At 72.7% G+C, this 19,302-nt stretch carries 21 protein-coding genes; 7 read left to right on the top strand and 14 right to left on the bottom strand.

Translation table 11 applies throughout. From position 1 onward, the window contains the following. Positions 1 to 35: 35 nt before the first annotated feature. The 3 genes from F7P10_RS44040 to F7P10_RS07460 all read right to left on the bottom strand — a co-directional run bounded on the left by F7P10_RS44040 (position 36) and on the right by F7P10_RS07460 (position 2,358). Positions 36 to 266: a hypothetical protein gene (locus F7P10_RS44040; RefSeq protein WP_151008683.1), complete on the bottom strand. Its 231-nt coding sequence runs from the start codon at positions 264 to 266 to the stop codon at positions 36 to 38. A gap of 119 nt (positions 267 to 385) precedes the next feature. Next, entirely contained in the window at positions 386 to 1,459 is a 1,074-nt protein-coding gene (locus F7P10_RS07465) for an ABC transporter permease (RefSeq protein ID WP_151008682.1), read from the bottom strand. Then, on the bottom strand, positions 1,456 to 2,358 hold the full coding sequence (locus F7P10_RS07460) for an ABC transporter ATP-binding protein (protein ID WP_151008681.1): 903 nt from the start codon (positions 2,356 to 2,358) through the stop codon (positions 1,456 to 1,458). The genes F7P10_RS07465 and F7P10_RS07460 overlap by 4 nt, the downstream gene beginning before the upstream one ends. Before the next feature lie 202 nt (positions 2,359 to 2,560). Between F7P10_RS07460 and F7P10_RS07455 the strand changes: the two genes are divergently transcribed. Beyond that, entirely contained in the window at positions 2,561 to 4,651 is a 2,091-nt protein-coding gene (locus tag F7P10_RS07455; protein WP_151008680.1) for a type IIA DNA topoisomerase subunit B, read from the top strand. A gap of 171 nt (positions 4,652 to 4,822) precedes the next feature. On the opposite strand, the gene F7P10_RS07450 is transcribed toward F7P10_RS07455, so the two are convergent. The 4 genes from F7P10_RS07450 to F7P10_RS07435 form a co-directional block, all read right to left on the bottom strand. Further along, positions 4,823 to 6,088, bottom strand: coding sequence for a 2-hydroxyacyl-CoA dehydratase family protein (locus F7P10_RS07450; RefSeq protein ID WP_151008679.1), 1,266 nt, complete (start codon positions 6,086 to 6,088; stop codon positions 4,823 to 4,825). Next, positions 6,088 to 7,215, bottom strand: coding sequence for a 2-hydroxyacyl-CoA dehydratase family protein (locus F7P10_RS07445; protein ID WP_254716465.1), 1,128 nt, complete (start codon positions 7,213 to 7,215; stop codon positions 6,088 to 6,090). The genes F7P10_RS07450 and F7P10_RS07445 overlap by 1 nt, the downstream gene beginning before the upstream one ends. Beyond that, on the bottom strand, positions 7,212 to 8,456 hold the full coding sequence (locus tag F7P10_RS07440; protein ID WP_151008678.1) for a CaiB/BaiF CoA-transferase family protein: 1,245 nt from the start codon (positions 8,454 to 8,456) through the stop codon (positions 7,212 to 7,214). The genes F7P10_RS07445 and F7P10_RS07440 overlap by 4 nt, the downstream gene beginning before the upstream one ends. A 135-nt stretch (positions 8,457 to 8,591) precedes the next feature. Continuing rightward, positions 8,592 to 9,314 carry a TetR/AcrR family transcriptional regulator gene (locus F7P10_RS07435; RefSeq protein ID WP_151008677.1) on the bottom strand — a complete coding sequence of 241 codons (723 nt, stop codon included), beginning with the start codon at positions 9,312 to 9,314 and terminating at the stop codon, positions 8,592 to 8,594. Positions 9,315 to 9,547: 233 nt separating this feature from the next. Between F7P10_RS07435 and F7P10_RS45020 the strand changes: the two genes are divergently transcribed. From F7P10_RS45020 to F7P10_RS07420, 3 genes are all read left to right on the top strand, one after another. After that, a complete protein-coding gene (locus F7P10_RS45020; protein WP_151008676.1) occupies positions 9,548 to 10,702 on the top strand; it encodes a sensor histidine kinase in 1,155 nt (384 codons plus the stop codon). A gap of 8 nt (positions 10,703 to 10,710) precedes the next feature. Beyond that, on the top strand, positions 10,711 to 11,364 hold the full coding sequence (locus F7P10_RS07425) for a response regulator transcription factor (protein ID WP_151008675.1): 654 nt from the start codon (positions 10,711 to 10,713) through the stop codon (positions 11,362 to 11,364). A gap of 144 nt (positions 11,365 to 11,508) precedes the next feature. After that, positions 11,509 to 11,874, top strand: coding sequence for a nuclear transport factor 2 family protein (locus F7P10_RS07420; protein ID WP_151008674.1), 366 nt, complete (start codon positions 11,509 to 11,511; stop codon positions 11,872 to 11,874). A gap of 34 nt (positions 11,875 to 11,908) precedes the next feature. On the opposite strand, the gene F7P10_RS07415 is transcribed toward F7P10_RS07420, so the two are convergent. Further along, positions 11,909 to 12,394: a nitroreductase family deazaflavin-dependent oxidoreductase gene (locus tag F7P10_RS07415; RefSeq protein WP_151008673.1), complete on the bottom strand. Its 486-nt coding sequence runs from the start codon at positions 12,392 to 12,394 to the stop codon at positions 11,909 to 11,911. A gap of 101 nt (positions 12,395 to 12,495) precedes the next feature. Beyond that, positions 12,496 to 13,089 carry an NAD(P)-dependent oxidoreductase gene (locus tag F7P10_RS07410; RefSeq protein WP_151008672.1) on the bottom strand — a complete coding sequence of 198 codons (594 nt, stop codon included), beginning with the start codon at positions 13,087 to 13,089 and terminating at the stop codon, positions 12,496 to 12,498. 84 nt (positions 13,090 to 13,173) lie between these two features. Between F7P10_RS07410 and F7P10_RS07405 the strand changes: the two genes are divergently transcribed. The 3 genes from F7P10_RS07405 (at position 13,174) to F7P10_RS07395 (ending at position 14,668) form a co-directional block, all read left to right on the top strand. After that, complete coding sequence (locus tag F7P10_RS07405) at positions 13,174 to 13,776, top strand: PadR family transcriptional regulator (RefSeq protein WP_151008671.1); 603 nt, start codon at positions 13,174 to 13,176, stop codon at positions 13,774 to 13,776. A 119-nt stretch (positions 13,777 to 13,895) separates the two neighbouring features. Then, positions 13,896 to 14,273 carry an SgcJ/EcaC family oxidoreductase gene (locus F7P10_RS07400; RefSeq protein WP_151008670.1) on the top strand — a complete coding sequence of 126 codons (378 nt, stop codon included), beginning with the start codon at positions 13,896 to 13,898 and terminating at the stop codon, positions 14,271 to 14,273. Then, the gene (locus F7P10_RS07395) at positions 14,270 to 14,668 is read left to right on the top strand and encodes a hypothetical protein (RefSeq protein WP_151008669.1); all 399 of its coding nucleotides are present in this window, start codon (positions 14,270 to 14,272) and stop codon (positions 14,666 to 14,668) included. Before F7P10_RS07400 ends, F7P10_RS07395 begins: the two co-directional genes overlap by 4 nt. A gap of 52 nt (positions 14,669 to 14,720) precedes the next feature. On the opposite strand, the gene F7P10_RS07390 is transcribed toward F7P10_RS07395, so the two are convergent. The 5 genes from F7P10_RS07390 to F7P10_RS07370 all read right to left on the bottom strand — a co-directional run bounded on the left by F7P10_RS07390 (position 14,721) and on the right by F7P10_RS07370 (position 19,266). Continuing rightward, on the bottom strand, positions 14,721 to 15,608 hold the full coding sequence (locus F7P10_RS07390) for an alpha/beta fold hydrolase (RefSeq protein ID WP_151008668.1): 888 nt from the start codon (positions 15,606 to 15,608) through the stop codon (positions 14,721 to 14,723). A 266-nt stretch (positions 15,609 to 15,874) separates the two neighbouring features. Beyond that, on the bottom strand, positions 15,875 to 16,477 hold the full coding sequence (locus F7P10_RS07385) for an isochorismatase family protein (RefSeq protein ID WP_151008667.1): 603 nt from the start codon (positions 16,475 to 16,477) through the stop codon (positions 15,875 to 15,877). A 62-nt stretch (positions 16,478 to 16,539) separates the two neighbouring features. After that, positions 16,540 to 17,511, bottom strand: coding sequence for a GlxA family transcriptional regulator (locus F7P10_RS07380; RefSeq protein WP_151008666.1), 972 nt, complete (start codon positions 17,509 to 17,511; stop codon positions 16,540 to 16,542). Between the two features lie 65 nt (positions 17,512 to 17,576). Next, positions 17,577 to 18,221 (bottom strand): DNA alkylation repair protein, encoded by a 645-nt coding sequence (locus tag F7P10_RS07375; protein ID WP_151017893.1) that lies wholly within the window; start codon positions 18,219 to 18,221, stop codon positions 17,577 to 17,579. Positions 18,222 to 18,303: 82 nt separating this feature from the next. Continuing rightward, positions 18,304 to 19,266: an aldo/keto reductase gene (locus F7P10_RS07370; RefSeq protein ID WP_151008665.1), complete on the bottom strand. Its 963-nt coding sequence runs from the start codon at positions 19,264 to 19,266 to the stop codon at positions 18,304 to 18,306. Positions 19,267 to 19,302: the final 36 nt, after the last annotated feature.

The following is a 19,302-nucleotide window of genomic DNA, read 5'->3' as shown; positions in this document are numbered from 1 at the left end:
TGACCGCCGTCCTCGACGTCGTTCTATGGGTGTGCCTACCGCTCGTCGTCCCGAGCGCTAGCCGGGGTTTCGTTGAGCCTGTCGGTCTCGTCCTGAATGTCGGCCCCATTGGAGCGGAGAGCCTCCCCGTACTTACGCCCGTGGTGGGCGCAGAAGAGAAGGTCGCCGCCGCCTACAAGGACCGCACGGACGTAGGCCTGAGCGCCGCAGCGGTCGCATCGGTCGGCGACGGTCAGCGGCTTGGTCGGGGCAAGGGCTCCAGTCACGGCACCTTCCTCATGCTCGGGGTCGGTACTTAGGACAACATCTAACCCGACGCGGACGTTCCCAACCTGCTTGTTCGTACGCCCACAGCAGAATGCGCCAATTAGTGACCGACGTCACATTAGGCGTCGTCCCAGCGGAACAGGCGTACGGCGATCAGTGCGCCGACGATCGCGACGCCCAGGAGAACGCCGATTTGCGGCAGTGCGGACATCGGTCCGAGACCGCGACCCATCACGTTCAGCATCCCCTCGTTCAGATATCGCAACGGGAAGACGTACGAGAGCGTCCGCATCCACTGGGGCGACGCGTCGAGCGGGAAGAACGATCCGCCGAGGAACGCCATCGGCAGGACGATGAGCTGCGTGACGGCCTGCGCGGTCTCCTGCGTCTTGGCCCACGCGCCGACCATCATCCCGATCGACAGGAACGCCAGGACGCCCGACAAGACCATCGGGACGGCCATCCACCACGCCCCGCTCAGCCGCAGCCCGAACATCGGCAGCGTCGCCACCGCGACGAACAGGGCGAACTGGAGGAGCGCGACCGCGAGGCTCACGACGACGCGCGCCGCGAAGACCGTCGGGATCGGGGCCGGGGAGAGGCGCAGGCGGCGCAGGATGCCCTTCGTCCGCCACGTCACGAGCGTCTGCGAGGCGCCGAACACGCCCGCCGAGGCGAGCGCCCAGCCGAGCAGGCTCGGCGTGAAGAACTGGATGGCGTTCAGGGAGCCGTCCTCGACCTGCTGGGCCGACATGGAGTACGCGGGCGCCCGGCCGGTCGCGGCGACGTTCGCCGACTGCACGATCTGGTTCATCAGCCCGCGCGCCGTCCCGGCCCTGACCCGGTCGGCGGCGGAGTAGTGGACGACCAGCTCGGTGCCCCGCTGCTCCACGACCGCGGCCGCGTCGCCCTCTTCGACCTTGCGCAGGGCCTCCGCCCGGCCCGTCGCCTCCGTCAGCTCCATGACCTCGCCGAGTTCGCCCGGCGCCGCCGCCACCGCGCGCTCGACGATGGGCACCGGCCCGACCCGCAGCACCTCGACCTTGGAGGTCGACTGGTTCCCGAAGATCCCGGCGAAGATCACCAGGAACATCAGCGGGAACAGGATGGTGAAGGCCAGCGCGCCGCGGTCCCGCGCGAAGCCGAGCAGCATGGCCCGTGACAGGCTCTTGAAACTCGCGTAGGCGCTCATGCCCGGTACTCCCGTCCCGTGAGCCGCAGGAAGACGTCCTCGAGGGTGGCGCCGCGGATCTGGACGCCGTCCAGCGCGTCCTTCGCGGCCATCGCCGCGACCACGGCGGACGGGTCCCGGGTGGAGATCGCCAGCGACACGCCGTCGTCGGCCGCCTCGTCCGCGCCGGGCAGCCGCCGCGCGTCCGCCACGGGCAGCACCCCGCTGGGGACGCTGATCCGCGCCGGGGCGTCCAGCCCGCGCACCAGGACGGCAGGCGGGCCGAGGCGCAGCAGCCGTCCCGCGTCCATGATCGCCACGCGGTCGCAGAGGATCTCCGCCTCGTCCATGTAGTGCGTGGTCAGCACGATCGTGCGACCGCCGGTGTTGATCTCGCGCAGCAGGTCCCACAGGTTGCGGCGCGCCTGCGGGTCGAGCGCCGCCGTCGGCTCGTCCAGGAACACCAGCTCCGGATCGTGGACGAGCGCGCACGCGATCGACAACCGCTGCGCCTGCCCGCCCGACAGCTTCTCGACGCGCACGTCGGCCTTGTCGTCCAGCCCGACCGTCTCCAGCATCGCGTCCGCCCGCCGCGCCGGGACGCCGTACAGCGAGCCGAACGTGCGCAGCTGCTCGCGGGCGGTGAGCCGCTCGAAGAACGAGGACGCCTGCAACTGGACGCCGATGCGGGGCAGCAGCCGGGGATTGCGGGGCCACGGCCGCGTCCCGAGGACCGACACCGTGCCGCCGTCGGCCTCCCGGAGCCCCTCGATGATCTCCAGGGTCGTCGTCTTGCCGGCCCCGTTCGGCCCGAGGATCCCGAAGAACTCGCCCTCGCCGACGTCGAAGGTGACCTCGTCGACGGCCCGGACGTCCCCGTATCGTTTCTGGAGGCCTTCGACCTCGATCGTGTGCGCCATGCCGGGGACACTACGAAGACGCCCGGCCTGGCACACCCGACCAAAGGTGGACATTCTCGATCTCCACCCACGGGTCGACGACCAGCCGGAAGGAGGCCGCGGACACCGCCCGGACGCCCGTGGCGGCGAGCCCTTCGACGTATTGTCGGCAGCCGGGGGTACCCTCGTGCCGAATGTCCTACCCCCGAGGAGCACACGCACGTTGACCGCCGCGACCGCCGAAGTGACGACCGAAGACCCGCACGGCTACTCCGCCCGGCACCTCTCGGTGCTGGAGGGGCTGGAAGCCGTGCGCAAGCGACCCGGCATGTACATCGGGTCGACCGACAGCCGCGGCCTCGCCCACTGCCTGTGGGAGATCGTCGACAACTGCGTGGACGAGGCGCTGGCCGGGCACTGCACCCACATCAACGTGACCCTGCACGCCGACGGCTCCTTCGAGGTGGCCGACGACGGCCGCGGCATCCCCGTCGACCTGGAGCCCAAGACGGGCCTGCCGGGCGTCGAGCTGGTCATGACCCGCCTGCACGCGGGCGGCAAGTTCGGCGGCGTGTCCTACACCGCGTCCGGCGGCCTGCACGGCGTCGGCGCGTCCGTGGTCAACGCCCTGTCGGCCCGCCTCGACGTCGAGGTCGACCGCGACGGCCACACCCACGCGATCAGCTTCCGGCGGGGGCTGCCCGGCGAGTTCGCCGACGACGGCCGCCCCAACGCCCGGTTCAAAAAGAAGTCCGGCATGCGGCAGGTCCGCAAGGTCGCCAGGAAAGTCACCGGTACCCGTGTCCGGTTCTGGCCAGATCTGCAGATCTTCCTCAAGGACGCCACCGTCGAGCGCGACCTGGTCATGGACCGGATGCGCCAGACCGCGTTCCTCATCCCCGGCCTGACCATCGACGTCCGCGACGAGCGCGGCGACGAGCCCGTCGACGAGACGTTCCGCTTCGACGGCGGCATCGGCGAGTTCTGCACCTACCTGTCCAAGGACAACCCGCTCATCGACGTCCTGCGGCTGCGGGGCCGCGGTCACTTCACCGAGACCGTCCCCGTCCTGGACGACCAGGGCCACCTCACCCCGACCGACGTGGAGCGCGACCTCGAGGTCGACATCGCGCTGCGCTGGGGGAGCGGCTACGACAACGTCACCCGCTCGTTCGTCAACGTGATCGCCACCCCCAAGGGCGGCACCCACGTGCGCGGGTTCGACAAGGCCGTCATCAAGGTCATCAACGACCAGTTGCGCGCCGCCCGGCTGCTGAAGAACGGCGACGAGGACGTGATCAGGGACGACGTCCAGGAGGGGCTCACGGCGGTCGTCACGGTGCGGCTGCCCGAGCCCCAGTTCGAGGGCCAGACCAAGGAGATCCTCGGTACCTCCGCGGCGACCCGGATCGTCTCCAAGGTCGTCGACCAGGAGCTGCGGGCGATCTTCGAGAACCCGCCGCGCGCGCAGAAGCAGGCGCTGCGCGCCGTCCTGGAGAAGATCGTCGGCGCGGCCAAGACCCGGATCGCCGCCCGCACCCAGCGCGACAACCAGCGCCGCAAGAACGCCCTGGAGAACTCGGCGCTTCCGGCCAAGCTGGTCGACTGCCGGACCGCCGACGACCGCAGCGAGTTGTTCATCGTCGAGGGAGACTCCGCGCTCGGCACCGCCAAGCTCGCCCGCAACTCCGAGTTCCAGGCGCTGCTCCCGATCCGCGGCAAGATCCTGAACGTGCAGAAGGCGTCCGTCGCCGACATGCTGAAGAACGCCGAGTGCGCCGCGATCATCCAGGTGATCGGGGCCGGCTCGGGCCGCACCTTCGACATCGAGGCGTCCCGGTACGGCCGGATCATCCTGATGGCGGACGCCGACGTCGACGGCTCGCACATCCGCACCCTCCTGCTGACCCTGCTCTACCGGTACATGCGGCCGATGCTGGAGGAGGGCCGCGTCTACGCGGCCGTCCCGCCGCTGCACCGCATCGAGCTGATCAAGCCCCGCAAGGGCCAGGAACGGTACGTCTACTGCTACAGCGACGCGGAGCTGCGGCAGAAGCTGGTGGAGTTCGAGCGCAAGGGCCGCCGCTGGAAGGAACCCGTCCAGCGGTACAAGGGCCTCGGTGAGATGGACGCCGACCAGCTCGCGGAGACGACGATGGATCCGCGGCACCGCATCCTGCGCCGCATCCGCGTCGAGAACGCCGAGGAGGCCGCGAAGACGTTCGACCTGCTCATGGGCAGCGACGTCGCGCCGCGCCGCGCGTTCATCACCGCGGGGGCGTCCGAGCTGGACACCGAGCGCATCGACGTCTGAGCCGGGCCGCGGCCCCGCCGCACCCGGTACCGGAACGCGCCCCGGGCCTGTGAGGCCCCGGGGCGCGTTCCGTTGCGGTGTCGGCCTTGGATGTCGGCCTTGGATGTCGGCCTTGGACGTCGGCCTTGGGGGCGGCACTGGTGGCGGCCCGGTGCCGGCGGCCGCGGCGCGTCAGCCGGGACGGCCGGCCGCGGGGGCGACCCTCGTGGTGAGCCAGGATTCGAGGTCGCCGCGGACGGCGTCGAGGTCGTAGGTGCGCCGGTCGACGTTGTCCGCGTGGATCTCGAAGACCGGAATGCCCGCGGCTTCGAGCGTCCGGGTGACGAACCAGCCGTTGCGGGCGTCGTCGCCGACGAGGTGGACGACGCCGTCCACCTGGTGGAGCCGCGCCTCCTTGAGGTACCACTCGGTGGACCACGGCGGCCGGTAGAGCTGGTCGGAGAACGCGGCGAAGCGGGCGGCGAGGGCCCGCATGGGGTCGTCGCCGTAGCGGACGTAGCCGTCCGCGGCGATCGCGAGGTACATCGACCAGACGAAGACGGCCCCGTGCGTCTCCTCGAAGTGCCGGTAGAAGTCCATGTCGTACCAGAGCCCGCGGCCGATCCACATGAGGCGGGTCCGCTCGCCGGGGCAGGCGGCGGCTCCGGCCGAGACCCGCTCGGCGACCTCGTCGTGGAAGCGTTTCGCCGCGTCCCGCGCCCAGACCGTCCCGCGGTGCCACTGCGGGATCATCACGCTGGAGATCCCGTCGTCGACGCGCAGCGGGACGGGCCGGGTCCGGGCGATCAGGTCGCGCGTCCGGCGGTTCCACTCCTCCTGCTCGTTGACCAGCGCCATCACCTCGCGGAAGCGCGATTCGCGGAACACGCGGCCGGTGGTGATCTCCAGGAACCGGACGAGGCCCTCCAGTTCGGCGACCATCAGGTCCAGGCGCGGCGCGCCGACGGCGGTCTCCCACTGATCGGGCATGAGCTCCCACCAGTTGGTGGGGACGGTGTCCGCGGCGGCGCTCTCCAGCGGGTAGTACGCGACGCCGTCCTGCTCGGCCCAGATGTCGAAGACCTTGCGGGAGGCGTCGCCGGTGGTGTCGCCGAGGACGATCGCGGGGCGGGGCAGCCCGCCCCACGGGGGATCGCGGACCTCGCCGAAGGCGGAGGCGAGCGCGGTGGAGGTGTACTGCTCGGAGTAGTCGGGGTAGCCCTCCTCCCGGAGCGTCCGGAGGTAGTCGCCCGTGCGCTGCTTGGCCGCCACCACCGAGGCCCACCACTGGTTCACCACGTAGGGGATGCCCATCGCCCGGAAGATCTCCTGGGGGGCGTCGGCGTTCACCAGCGCCATGGGCTCGCCGGCGGCCACGGCCCCGTGCAGGCCGGCGAACCATTCCCGCTGGTAGCGGGTTGCCTCCCGGGCGGAGGCGAGCTGCTTGTCCCGTGCCATCAGGCGGAGCGCTCCTTCCGGTGGGCGAGGGCCGCGGCGATGCGGGGGAGCGCGTCCTCGCCGAGTTCGCCGTAGCGGCGCCGTTCCAGGAGCACCGCGGGCACGTCCACCGCGGCGCTTTGGGCCCGGAAGTCCCAGGCGGGGGCCTCGTCCAGCTCCCGGACGTAGGAGACCAGCAGGTCGGGGCGGGAGCGTGCGGCGGTGTCGGCCGCCTGCCGGGCGCGGGCGCGCACGGCCGAGCGGGCGGCGGTCGGGCCGCGGTACTGGTAGCGCTCGGCCAGGGCGGTCAGGGTGGGCTCGCCGGCGAGCGGCTCGGCGAGGGCATCGCCCCAGTCGTGGTCGTCGGCGACGATGACGTACCCGGCGTCCTCGATCTCCCGGTACACCTCGGGGCTGTCGTGGGCGCTGCCGGTGAGGTAGATGCGGGGCGCGCCGCGGTGGGCCGTGTCCCGGCCGTCCGTCCCGGCCGTGAGGCGGTCGAGCAGTTCGGCGTGCTCCCGCACCGGCAGTGCCGCACCGGCGCCGATGGCGATCAGGGCTTCGGTTCCGGACAGGGCGGGACGGTCGGCCGTGCGGTGCCGGCGCAGTTCGGCGAGCCGCGACCGCGTCGCGTCGTGCTCGGCGACGGCCCGGGCCAGCTCGGCGTCCCCGATCCGGCGGCCCGACCACCGCTCCAGCAGCTCCCGCAGCTCGGTGAGCCGGACGAGGTTGTAGCGCGTCGTCGTCCGGTGCGGCAGGTGCAGGACGTCCACGAGGTGCGTGCGCGGCAGGTGCGGCGCGGCACCGAGGCGGCGCAGCTCGCGGACGGTGTAGAACAGCCGCAGCGAGCCGGCGCAGTCGTTGGAGACGAGGAGCAGGTCGAGTTCCCGCTCGCCCGACAGCAGTCCGGCCAGGATCGAGCGGGACGCGGGGTCGAGCCCGGCGCCCAGGTAGCGGTCGGCGTCGCCGCGGTCGCGGCGCGGATCCCCGGCGAGCCGGACGGGCAGGGCTCCGGCGGCGGTGACGAGTTCGACGGGGACGTCGGCGCCCACGCATCCCACGACGGGCGCGCCGGTCGCGCGCCACCGCCGGATCACGGCGTCGCGGTTCTCGTAGGCGTCGCGGAGCCGCCGCAGCGCGTCGTTCACAGGACGCCCTCCCGTTCGAGATCGGCCAGCCGGTCGGCGGTGTAGCCGAGCAGCCCGCCGAAGACCTCCGCGTTGTGCTGCCCCAGGCGGGGGACGGGACGGTCGGGCCCGGTCCGCGCACCGGAGAACGTGATCGGGACGCCCGGCCCCATCAGGCCGGTCGGGCCGTGGTCGGGGTGCTCCAGCTCGACGACCTCGCCGCGGGCGAGCACCCCCGGGTCGCGGACGGCCTCGGCGGGATCGCGCACGGCGGCGGCGGGGACGCCCGCGGCGGCCAGCTCCCCGACGGCCTCCGCGCGGGTGCGGGCGGAGGACCACCCGCGGATCAGCTCGTGCAGCTCGTCGGCGTTGCGGACCCGGTCGTCGCGGGTGGCGAACCGGTCGTCGGCGGCCAGTTCCGGGCGGCCGATCGCGGTGCAGACGCCGCGCGCGAACGCGTCGGTCGGCGCGCACAGCGCGATCCAGCCGTCCGCGGCCGGGAACAGCCCGAACGGCGCGAGCCGCGGCACCAGCGCGCCGGTGCGGGTGGGCGCGCCGAGCGCCTCGAGGGCGTCGAACGGCTCGGCGGACAGCAGCGACGTCAGCGCGCCCAGCATCGACACGTCGACGTGCTGGCCCTCGCCGGTGCGCTCGGCCTGGACCACCGCGGCGAGGGTGCCGATGACGGCGTACAGCGGGGCGAGCAGATCGCCGATCGGCAGCCCGAACCGCACCGGCGGGTCGTCCGGCTCGCCCGCGGTCAGCATGACGCCGCTGAGCGCCTGGATGATCGTGTCCATGGCCTTGCCGGTGCCGCCCCCGTCGCCGGGGCCCTGGGCGCCGAAGCCGCTGATGGAGGTGTAGACGATCCGGGGGTTGGCGGCCCGCGCCGCGGCGTAGCCGACGCCGAGCCGGTCGGCGGTGCCGGCCGCGTAGTTCTCCACGACGATGTCGGCCCCGCGGACGAGGTCGGCGAAGACCTCCCCGGCCCGGGGGTGCTTGAGGTCGAGGGTCACGCTCAGCTTGCCCCGGCCACGGCCGAGCATCGACACCGACATGCCGGTGTCGCCGGGGCGCCCCAGGCTGGGACCGTCCGGAGCGGCGTACGGCGGGTTGCCGCGGGCGGCGTCGCCGCCGGTCCCCGGGTTCTCGACCTTGATGACGGTCGCGCCGAGCCCCGCCAGCAGCAGTGTCGCGTAGGGGCCGGCCAGCGCGGTCGTCAGGTCGACGACCGTCCTGCCTTCGAGCGGTCGTGGCTTCATGAGCCCACCTCGGTCGGTTCGATCTCGTGGCCGCCCCGCCATGCGGTCGCGGCCTCCGGCCGCGCGCGGCGGCCGGCCGGAGTGCCGGTTCTCATCGGGGTACCTCCTCGAAGGCTCGGGGCCGGGACGGGGCCGCTACCACCAGACGTCCCGGTGGGAGGCCTCGACGATCTCGATGAGCCCGGGGATCGACGGGGCGGCGAGGTCGCCGAAGCGGAGCGGGCGGCCGTCGCGGGCCGCGCGGACGGTGCCGAGACCGAGGTCGGCGAACCGCGCCGCCATCTCCTCCGGCCCGAGCGCCCCCTCCTCCCGGTACCACTGCGTGACCAGGGTGGTCGAGCGCATCAGCGCGATCCGGGTCAGCGACACCGACTCGAAGGTGAAGACGCCCTCGGCCCGCCCGTCCTCGAGGACCTCGCTCCACAGGAGGTTGGTCCGCGCGAGCCGGCCGCTGATCGCCGGGGTGGCCGACCAGTCGCTCACATGCAGTTCCTGCTGCAGCAACCGGCTCATGTGCGGGTGCTTCACGGGGATGATGATCTGCACCCCGATGAGGGCGGCGAGCCGCTCCTCGGGCCGGTCGACGGCGGCGCACGCGCTCTCCAGCGCCTGGCCGTGCCGGTCGACGCCCTCCAGCACGAGGTCGGTCAGCACCTCGTCCTTGGAGCGCAGGTAGTGGTAGAGCATCGACGTGCTCACTCCCGCGTGGGCCCCGATCTCGCGGATCCCGGTCGCGTGGAAGCCCTTCTGTGCGAACAGTTCCAGCGCGGCCCGGGAGAGGCGGACGTTCGCCGGTTCCCCGGCGCCCGTCCCGTTCCGCCGTGACCGCCCCCCGGCCGTTCCGCCGGTGGTGCCCATGTCCGCCTCCTCGGATGCCGGTGCCGATCCTGATCGACCGATCGATCGATCAGGCCGGACACTAACGGTCGATCGATCGATCGGTCAATACCTGAGCAGCGCATCTTCCCTGGCCGCCGGACGTTCGCGGGGGGTCGGACCGGCGCGCCGCGACGGTCTCCACCCGGTGGTGGAGGCGACGTTCCAGCCGGGCGCCGATGCCACGGCCGTCCGGAGCGCATACCGTCGTGTCCATGGACGAGCCCGTGAGCTGCGGCCGGACGGCCCGGCGCGCCGAGCTGATCGCCCGCGTGATCGTCGTCGGCGGCCTCATCGGCTGGGGCGTGGGCTCCTACCTCTACCGCCTGTTCACGACCGACCCGGCCCCCGGCCTCAGCGGCGCCGGACTCGCCGTCTCGGCGCTCAACCTCGCGCTGTTCGCCGTCCTGATCTGCGGCCTGCTGGGACGGCGCGAGGCGGGCGCGCGCTCGCGCACGCCGCTGATCCCCTGCCTCGTGGCGGCCTTCCCGATCGCCATGGTCCTGTTCGCCGTCAACCCCGACTACGACGGCGCCCTCTACATGTGCATGCCGGCCCTCTGGACCCTGTGCATGCGGCTGCCCCTGTACTGGGGAATGGCCTTCGGGGCGCTCGTCGCGGCCGCCGTGACGGTGCTCGGCCGGTTCGTCGGGGACGGCGTCGACATCGGCCTGCTCGTCGCGTTCGCGGGCATCATCCTCGGCGGGCTCGCCACCCGCCAGGGCATGGCCGCGCAGCAGGCGGCCCGCCGCGCCGAGGCCGCCAACGCGGTGCTCGCCGAACGCTCCCGCATCGCCCGGGAGATCCACGACATCCTCGCGCACTCCCTGTCCGCCCAGGTCGTCCACCTCGAGGGGGCGCGGCTGCTGCTGTCGCGGGACGGCGACCGCGTGCAGGCCCTCGACCGCGTCGAGCGCGCCCGCAACCTGGCCCGGTCCGGCCTCGAGGAGACCCGGCGCGCCCTCGCCACCCTCCGCGGCGAGATCCCCGAACCCCGCGAGGTCATCGCCGAACTCGCCGAGGACTTCTACGTCACCACGGGCCGTCCCTGCGACGTCCAGGTCACCGGGACGGTCCGCGAACTGTCGGCGCAGGCCGGGCTCACCGTCGTCCGGACGGCGCAGGAGGCGCTCACGAACGTCCGCAAGCACGCGCCCGGCGCGCGCGCACGGGTCCTCCTGCGCTACCTCAAGGACACGGTCGAACTGGAAGTTACGGATACCGGCGGAACGGAGCCCGGCCTAGACTTGGGCGGCGGCGGATACGGCCTCGTGGGGATGCGCGAACGCGCGGAACTCATCGACGGAACCCTGGAGACGGGCCCGGACGGCAAGGGTTTCCGGGTCGCCCTCCGCGTGCCGGTGGGGTGAGGGAGACGGTGAGCAGCACGCGCATCCTCGTCGTGGACGACCAGACCGTGGTCCGCGAGGGGCTGGTCCTCCTCCTGGAACTGCTCCCCGGCATCGAGGTGGCCGGGGCGGCCGCCGACGGCGAGCAGGCCCTCGCGATGGTCGCCGAGAAGGCCCCCGACGTCGTCCTCATGGACCTGCGCATGCCCCGGATGGACGGCGTCGAGGCGACCCGCCGCATCCGGGAGGAGCATCCGGCCACCGAGGTCGTCGTCCTCACCACCTACGCCGACGACGATTCGATCTTCGCCGCGCTGCGGGCCGGCGCCCGCGGCTACCTGACCAAGGACGCCGGCGCCGACGAGATCGCGCAGGCCGTCGCGGCGGTCCGCGGCGGCGCGGCCCAGCTCGACCCGTCCGTCCAGCGCCGTCTCATCGAGGCGGTGGCGGCGGGCGAACGCCCCCGGACGTCCCGCGGCGGCCTCCCCGACGGCCTCACCCGCCGCGAGGCCGAGGTCCTCGCCCTCATCGCGCAGGGACGGTCCAACGCCGAGATCGCCGGTGACCTGTTCATTGGCGAGGCCACGGTGAAGACCCACATCAACAACCTGTTCGCCAAGGCGAACCTGCGCGACCGCGCCCAGGCGGTCACCTACGCCTTCAAGCACGGCCTCGCCGGCTGACCACACCGCCGTAACTCGCACGGTGTGATTACGCGCCCTGTAACTCGGGCGGTGTAACTCCCGACGGGACGGGCGTCGAAACACGGTGCCCGCCCAGCGGGAAACGCCCCGGACCGGACGAACGGCCGCTGCTAGCGTCGCGCCATGCCCTCCCAGGAAGACATGAAAGCCGCACTCCAGGCCTACATCGACGGCTTCAACAGCGGCGACCCCGCGGCCGTCGTGGCCCTCTTCGCCGCCGACGCGACCGTCGAGGACCCCGTCGGCAATCCGCCCATCACCGGCCGGGACGCGATCGGCGAGTTCTACGCGAACGCCGTGGCGTCCGGCGCCGAGCTCAGGCTCGACGCCCCGATTCGCGGTTCCCACGGCGACGCCGCGGCCATGGCGTTCACCGTGGAGATGCCGGCCATGCGCATCCGCGTCATCGACGTGATGACCTTCGGCGAGGACGGCCTGATCACCGGCATGCGGGCCCACTGGGGACCGGGCGACGTCGAGACGTCCTGACCTCGCCGCGTTCCGCGCACCCGCCCGGTGCCCCCTACCCCGTCCCGTCCGGGCGCGGGGCGAACCGGACGAACGGGACGCGCTCCCCGACGGCCCGGTAGTCGTCCACGCTGCCGTCGATCGCGTAGCCCATGATCGAGCAGAGCCGCTTGGCGGTGCGCGGGTGGGTCGGCCCGTACCGGGCCATCAGGTCCGCGCCCTCCTCCCGCGACAGCGGTACGGCGGTGGCCGGGATGACGCGCCGCCCCACCTGGATCGTGACGTCCGGTGTCTTGAGGACGTTCTGGTACCAGTCGGACCGGACGCCGAAGCCGGACGCCGCCACGTGCCCGTCCGGCCCGCGCTCGACGACCTCGATGACGGCCTGGCGCGGCCTGCCGGACTTGCGCCCGGTGTGGGTGAGCAGCATGATGCGCGGCGGCATCAGGACGCCCAGGCCCCGCCGGTAGAAGTGGACGGGCAGCCGCCACAGCAGGCGGCGTACCCCGGTCGGCGGTGCGGGCGTTCTGACGATCTCCAAGATGGCCTCCGGCGACGTTTCGGGCCGCGAATTGGTCGCTTGCTTAAGTCGTACGACCAATATAGCCGGACGTGCCGCTTCCGTCCCGCATTCCGCCGAGGTCAGGGCCCGCAGATGCCGGCCGCCCGGCCGATCATGGCGGGATCCTCGGCGATGTCGAGCAGCGCCGTCGCGTAGTCGGCGCGCGAGAGGTGCATCGCCCCGCCCGTCGCGTTGGCCTCGAAGTCGATGTGGACGCGTCCGGCCGGGGGCTTGTCGGTCAGCCTCGTACCGCGCGCGATGCTCCAGTCGAGGCCGCTGACCTGCAGCATGCCCTCGGCTCGCGCGAGGTCCGCGTACACCTCGCGCAGGAAGAGCCACGCCAGCGCGACCACCGGGCGCGGGCGGGTGGCGGGCACCGAGCGGCTGCTCGTCATCACCACGCGCCGGACCCCGTGCTCGCGCATCGCGGTGATGAGCGTGCTCGCGATGCGGCTGCCGCCGACCGCGGCGACGACCGCGTCCTGGCCGCGCACCGCGTCGCGCACGGCGTCCAGGTCGTGCGCGTCGCCCCGGTGGACGCCCGCGAGCGCGGCGTCCTCGGGGAGCAGTTCGGGACGCCGGGCGAACGCGGTGATCTCGTGCCCGCGCTCGACCCCCCGCGACAGCACGTGCCTGCCCGTCCGTCCCGTCGAGCCGATGACCAGGATCCGCATGATGGTGCCTTCCTCTATATTGCAACTTGCTATATATTGGGACGCAGTCCGCTATAGTGCAAGTCGCACTAGGAAGGGAGGCGCATGGCCCGGCGCGCCGATCTGGTCGGCCTGACGGTGCTCGCGATGCTCACGGTGCGGGCGAGCCACCCGTACGAGCTGCACCGCCTGATCGTCGACACCCACAAGGACTACGTGACGGGGCTGCCCAGGAGCCTCTACCACGCTGTCGAGCGGCTCGCCGGCGAGGAGCTGATCGCGCCGGTCGAGACCGTCCGGGAGGGCCGCCGGCCGGAGCGCACCGTCTACGAGATCACCGGCGAGGGCCGCCGCGAGCTGGCGACCCGGCTGCGGACGCTGCTCGAGACGCCGGGGCCCGACCGCCGGACGTTCACCGCGGCCGTCTCGCTCGTCGGTGTCCTCCCGCTGCCCGAGGCGCTGCGGTCGCTGCGCACCAGGGCGGCGGCGCTCGAGGGGACGCTGGCCGGGACGGACGGTCACCTGGGCGCCATGCGCGAGAGCGGCCTGCCCGACCTCCTGATGATCGAGCTCGACTACGAGCGGACGCTGACCGGTGCGGAACTCGACTGGGTGCGGGCGCTCATCGCGCGCCTGGAGTCGGGCGAGCTGGACTGGTCGAGCACCACGGACCCGGGGCTGCTGAAGCAGCTGCTCGGCGAGCCGTGACGAACGCGGCCGCCGGGGTGCGCCAACACCCCGGCGGCTGGACATCCGAACCAAGGCGCCCGCCCTGTCCGGACTTCGCGAATCCCAGGATAGGCGCCGCGACAACGAGGAGCCGCGTCATGTCCCCGCACACCGAGATCACCGACCTGCTGGACGGCCTCGCCGCGGCGTGGAACGCGGGCGACGCCACCGCCTACGCCGCCGCGTTCACCGAGGACGCCGACTACATCTCGTTCGACGGGCGGCACGCCCGCGGCCGGGCCGCCATCGAGTCCGCGCACCGGTGGCTCTTCGACGGGCCGCTCAAGGGTTCCATCATGGCCGCCACGACCGGCCAGGTCAGGCCGCTGGCCGACGGCGCCGCCCTGGTGGTCTCCGAGGGCGGCACCGCCGTCGCGGGCGGCCCGCACCGTCCGTCGATCGTGTCCCTCACCGCCGTCCGCACCCCCGGCGGGTGGCGCTTCGCCTCCTTCCAGAACACCCGGGTGGCGGCGTGAGGCGGCGGCCGCTCGTCGAGGCCGCGGGGATCGTGGCGGCACCGGCCGACCGCGTCTGGACCGCACTGGCCGACGAACTCCTGCCGGACGGCGTGCGCGGCGGCCGGTTCAAGGTCGAGGACGCGCCCGGCCACACCTCGACGGTCGAGGTGGCCGGCCGGACCATCGCGTTCCAGGGCGGCTGGTGGTATCGCGGCGAATGGAGCGTCGAGCCGCATCCCGACGGGGCCCGGCTCGTCCACCGCGTCTTCAACGTCGCGCGCGCCACGCGCTGGGCCGTCCCGCTCGCCAACCGCATGTTCGTCGGCTTCGCGGACAGCACGCGTGCGAGCTTCGCGGAGCGGCTCGACCGCATCGGGCGCCGGCTGGGCCGTCCCGTCCGTCCCTCCGACTGAACGCGCGTGCCGGCGGCCACGATCGGGTGGCCGCCGGCACGCCCGGCTCGTGCTAGAGGGGCAGACCGTCGAGGATGGTCGCCACCTCATCGGCGCGGAATATGAACCCCGCGTGCGACGTGTCGAGGGTGTGCACGTCGTAGGTGTTGCCGGGGGTCAGCGCGTCCGCTTCGGCGATCAGCCGGTCCTGCATGGCGATCGGGATGGAGCGGTCCTCGGTCAGCCGGACGTAGGTCCGTGGAATCGTTCCCCAGGTGTCGGCCCGGACACGGGCGTCCGACGCCATCACCCCCATCGACTCGTCGGGCTGCAGGATGTTGAGGAAGGCCCGGAACCGCCCGTCGTCGACCTCCGCCATGGTCGCCGCCTTGAGCGCGGCCAGCATCTCCGGGTCGGCGGTGCGGTAGTTGGCCCGGCCGACCCCGAGCCGCTCGGGGTCTCCGACGTTCAGGGCGGCCAGCGGGGCCATCAGATTGTCCGCGAACTCGGGCTCCTGCATGTACTCGATCGGGTTCGCCCGCTGCACGCACGACCAGGCGGAGACGTAGACGAGCCGGCTCACCAGCTCGGGGAACTCGTTCCCCACGCCGGTGATGGTTGTCCCGCCGAGGCTGGCGCCCACCAGCACGACGGGGCCGTGCTCGGCGAGGCGCCGGACGACGCCGGCGACCGCGTCGACGTTGTCCCGCAGGGTGACCCCGGCCAGCGTGGACGGTTCCTCGGCCCAGGCCTCGAGGTCCTGCGGGGCCTGGTAGGCGACCGGGTACTGCGCGTCGAGGCCGTGGCCGGGCAGGTCGACGGCGAAGCTGCGGTGGCCGAGCAGCGCCAGTTCGCGCTGGACGGGAGCCCACATGAAGGAGCTGCTCCCGGAGCCGTGGACCAGGACGAACGTGGGGGCGCCGGGGCGCGGGGCCGCCGGGCCGGTGGACGTGGATGGCATGAACATGGTCCGTTCGGATCGAGGCATGCCGAGCATGCCTGAAGTCAAGAGCGGGCGAGCCGCCGGGAAGACGTCGCCGGTGCCGTTACGGGCGACGGGGCGAGGGGGACGGGGGAACGCCGAGCAGACCCCATGTGGGGTGCACCACCGGACGGTGGCGCGGCGCACTTCGGCCGCCGGACGAGCGGCGGGCCGTCCCGTCTCAGCTGGCTCGGAGCCGGATCATGCAGACCATGATCGAAACTGTAACACCCCTGCCGGACGCGTCAGCCGGGCAGGTCGGTCGCGCGGGCGGCGACCCGGCCGAACAGGTCGCCGATCGTGGTCAGCGCGGCGGCGTGCAGGGCGTCCGCCGGCACCGGCGCGCCGTCCGGGCCCGCCAGCGGCCGGGTCGCGCAGGCCTCCGCGACGACGGTGGGCCGGTAACCGCGGTTGAACGCGCCCTGTGCGGTGGACTGGACGCACATGTGGGTCATGAAACCGGCCAGGATCAGGTCCGGCCCGGCACCCAAGCCGTCCAGGACGTCCGTTAGGTCGGTCTCGTGGAAGGAGTCGGGGAAGCCCTTCACGACCACGGGTTCGCCGTCGCGGGGCGCGACGCGGACGTCGATCCGCCCGCTCTCGGCGCGGATGTCGTACGGGCTGCCCTCGCCTCCGTCGTGGACGACGTGCACCACGGGAGTCCCGGCGGCGCGGGCGCGGTCCAGCAGCCGCGCGGCGGCGTCCAAAGCGCGGTCGGCGTCCGGCAGCGCCATGACGCCGGTGCGGTAGGTGTTCTGGAAGTCGATCAGCACCAGGGTGCTCGACGACAGCGCGGGCAGGGCGCCGTCGAGGCCGATCACGTCGCGCAGGGGCGTCGAAACGGTCATCTCTCCTCCTTGAAGGCATGGTGGATCACCGGCCGCACGGCCGGAGAGTTGGTGACGGGACGTCAGGCGGCGGTGCGGAACCGCCGCCGGTAGGCCGCCGGGGTGGTGCCGAGCCGCCGCCGGAACGCGCGGTGCAGCGTCTCCGCGGACCCGAGCCCGCACGCGGCGGCGACCCGACCGAGCGGATCGTCGGTGCACTCCAGCAGCCGCCGGGCCTCCTCCACGCGGGCCGCCTCGACGAACGCGGCCGGGGTGCCGCCGGTCTCCTGGCGGAAGATCCGCGCGAAGTGCCGCTCGCTCAGGCACAGCCGTTCGGCGAGGGCCGCCGCCGACAGGTCGGCGGCCGGGTTCGCGATGATCCACGCGCGCAGTTCGTCGATGTCGCGGCGCTCGGTGGGCGCCTGCCACAGCGGGACGCTGAACTGGCTCTGCCCGCCCGGCCGCTTGAGGTACATCACCAGCTGCCGCGCCACCGCGAGCGCGACCCGTTCGCCCTGGTCCTCTGCGACGAGGGCGAGCGCGAGGTCCATGCACGCGCTGATCCCCGCGCCCGTCCACACGTTCCCCGAGCGGACGTAGATCGGATCGGGATCGACGGTGACGTCGGGGTGGTCGGCGGCCAGCCGGTCGGCGGTCGCCCAGTGCGTCGTCGCCGTCCGGCCCGCCAGCAGGCCCGCGGCCGCCAGCAGGTGCGCGCCGACGCACACCGAGGCGACCCGGCGGGCGTGCCGGGCGGTGCCGACGATCCAGCCGACCAGCTCGGGATCGATCACCGGCGCGCCGTCCGGACCCAGCGCGCCGGGCACGACGAGGGTGTCCACCCGGTCGCCGACCTGGTCGAACGTCAGGTCGACGCCGACCCGGACGCCGGCGCTCGTCCGCACCTGGCCGCCGTCCGGCCCGGCCAGCAGCACCTCGTACGGGGTGCCGGGCAGCTCCCGGGACGCCAGCGCGAACACTTCGGCGGGCCCGGTGACGTCGAGGAGATCGACGCCGGGGAACACGGCGATGACGACACGGTGCGGAGCTGGCATGCCCCCATTGTGCGGAACGCGCCCCCGTGACCGCCATGACGAGGTTCTGTCACATCCGGACGCGCCTACACGCTTTGCTTCCGGCGCACGATCTCGTTGATCCAGACGGGCGCGTACGGGGACGTGCAGCCCGGGGACGTCGGGTAGTCCTCGAGCACCCGCAGGCGCTCGCCGATGCCGATCGCCCGGTCGCGGTGCTCGGCGTGCTCGATCCCGATCTGGGCCAGGCAGGTGTTCATCGCCCACTGCAGGCGGTGCGGAGCCTCCTTCATCCCCGCCTCGATGGCGTCGAGCAGGCCCGCGAGGTCGAGGCCGTCGGGCTTCTTCACCACGCGTTCGGCGGTGAGCGCCCAGCCCGCGCTCGCGACCACCGGATCCGGATCGGCGGACCAGGCACCCCGCAGCTCCTCGGCGTGCTTGCTCTTCTTCACCACGTAGTTCACGAGCCAGTCGTGGACCTTGGGACTGCTCGCCTCGCGGATCATGCCGTCCAGCTCGTCCCGTTCGAACGCCTTCGGCCGGCAGATCAGGAGCGCCAGCAGCCGCGCCGCGGTGTCGCCGGTCTCCCACAGACGGCCCGCGAGTTCCTGCTGCGTCTTCAGCCGCTTGGCGAGTGCGCGCAGCTTGCCGAGGTTCACGCCGTGATCGTCGCCGTGCCTCTCGTTCACCGCCCGGATCTTCGGGTCCTCGAGGTCGGCCAGCTCGGCCATCACCTCGTCCACGGTCGTCCCAGCCACCACGGCCTCCCGTCCTCGACGCGCAGGAATGCAGCCTACGGCCCGGTTCGGACGGTCAGACCCAGGTGGGCACACGTCCCCCGGCGTAACGCGCGCCGAAGCCGCCGGTGGGAAGGATCTCGTCGATGGCGTCCAGGTCGGCGGCGGTGAGAGCCAGGTCGGCCGCCGCGTTGTTCTCCTCCACCCGCGCGACGCTGCGGGTGCCGGGAATCGGCACGATGTCATCGCCCCGGGCGAGCAGCCAGGCGAGGGCGAGCTGGGCGACGGTCGCGTCCTTGGACGCGGCCAGCTCGGTCAGCCGCCGGACGGCCTCGAGGTTCTTCTCGAAGTTGCCCGGCTGCCAGCGCGGGTCGCTGTTGCGCATGTCGGTGGCGTCGTACTCCCCGGCGGGCCTGGCGGTGCCGGTGAGGAAGCCGCGTCCCAGCGGGGAGTAGGCGACGAAGCCGATGCCCAGCTCGCGCAGGACGGGGAGCAGCTCCTCGACGTCGCGCTCGAACAGCGAGTACTCGGTCTGCAGGACCGAGACCGGCTGGACGGCGTGCGCCTTCCGGATCGTCTGCGGCCCGGCCTCCGACAGGCCGAAGTACTTGACCTTGCCCGCCTCGATGAGCTCCTTGACCGTCCCGGCGACGTCCTCGATCGGCACGTCGGGGTCGACCCGGTGCTGGTACAGGACGTCTACGTGGTCGACGCCGAGGTAACGCAGGCTGTTGTCGAGCACCTCGCGGATGTGGTCGGGCCGCGAGTCCGTGCCGAACTCGCGGGTGAACCCGAACTTGGTCGCGATCGTGATCTCGTCCCGGAACGGCGCGACGGTCTTGCCGACGATCTTCTCATTGGCGCCCCACCCGTACAGCTCGGCGGTGTCGAAGTGCGTGACGCCCTGTTCGTGAGCTCGCCGGATTGCCGCGGCCCCCTCGGCCTCGTCGCCGGGCCCGTAGGCGATCGAGATGCCCATCGCGCCGTACCCGATGGCCGAGGTGACCAGTCCCTGACGTCCCAGAGTGCGCTGCTGCATGGTGATGCCCTCCTGCACAGATCGAACAAACCCGTT

Source organism: Actinomadura sp. WMMB 499, from assembly GCF_008824145.1.
In the GTDB taxonomy this organism is placed as follows: domain Bacteria; phylum Actinomycetota; class Actinomycetes; order Streptosporangiales; family Streptosporangiaceae; genus Spirillospora.
Note: the sequence above shows the minus strand (reverse complement) of the source record. Positions and strands in the feature narration are given on the sequence as shown.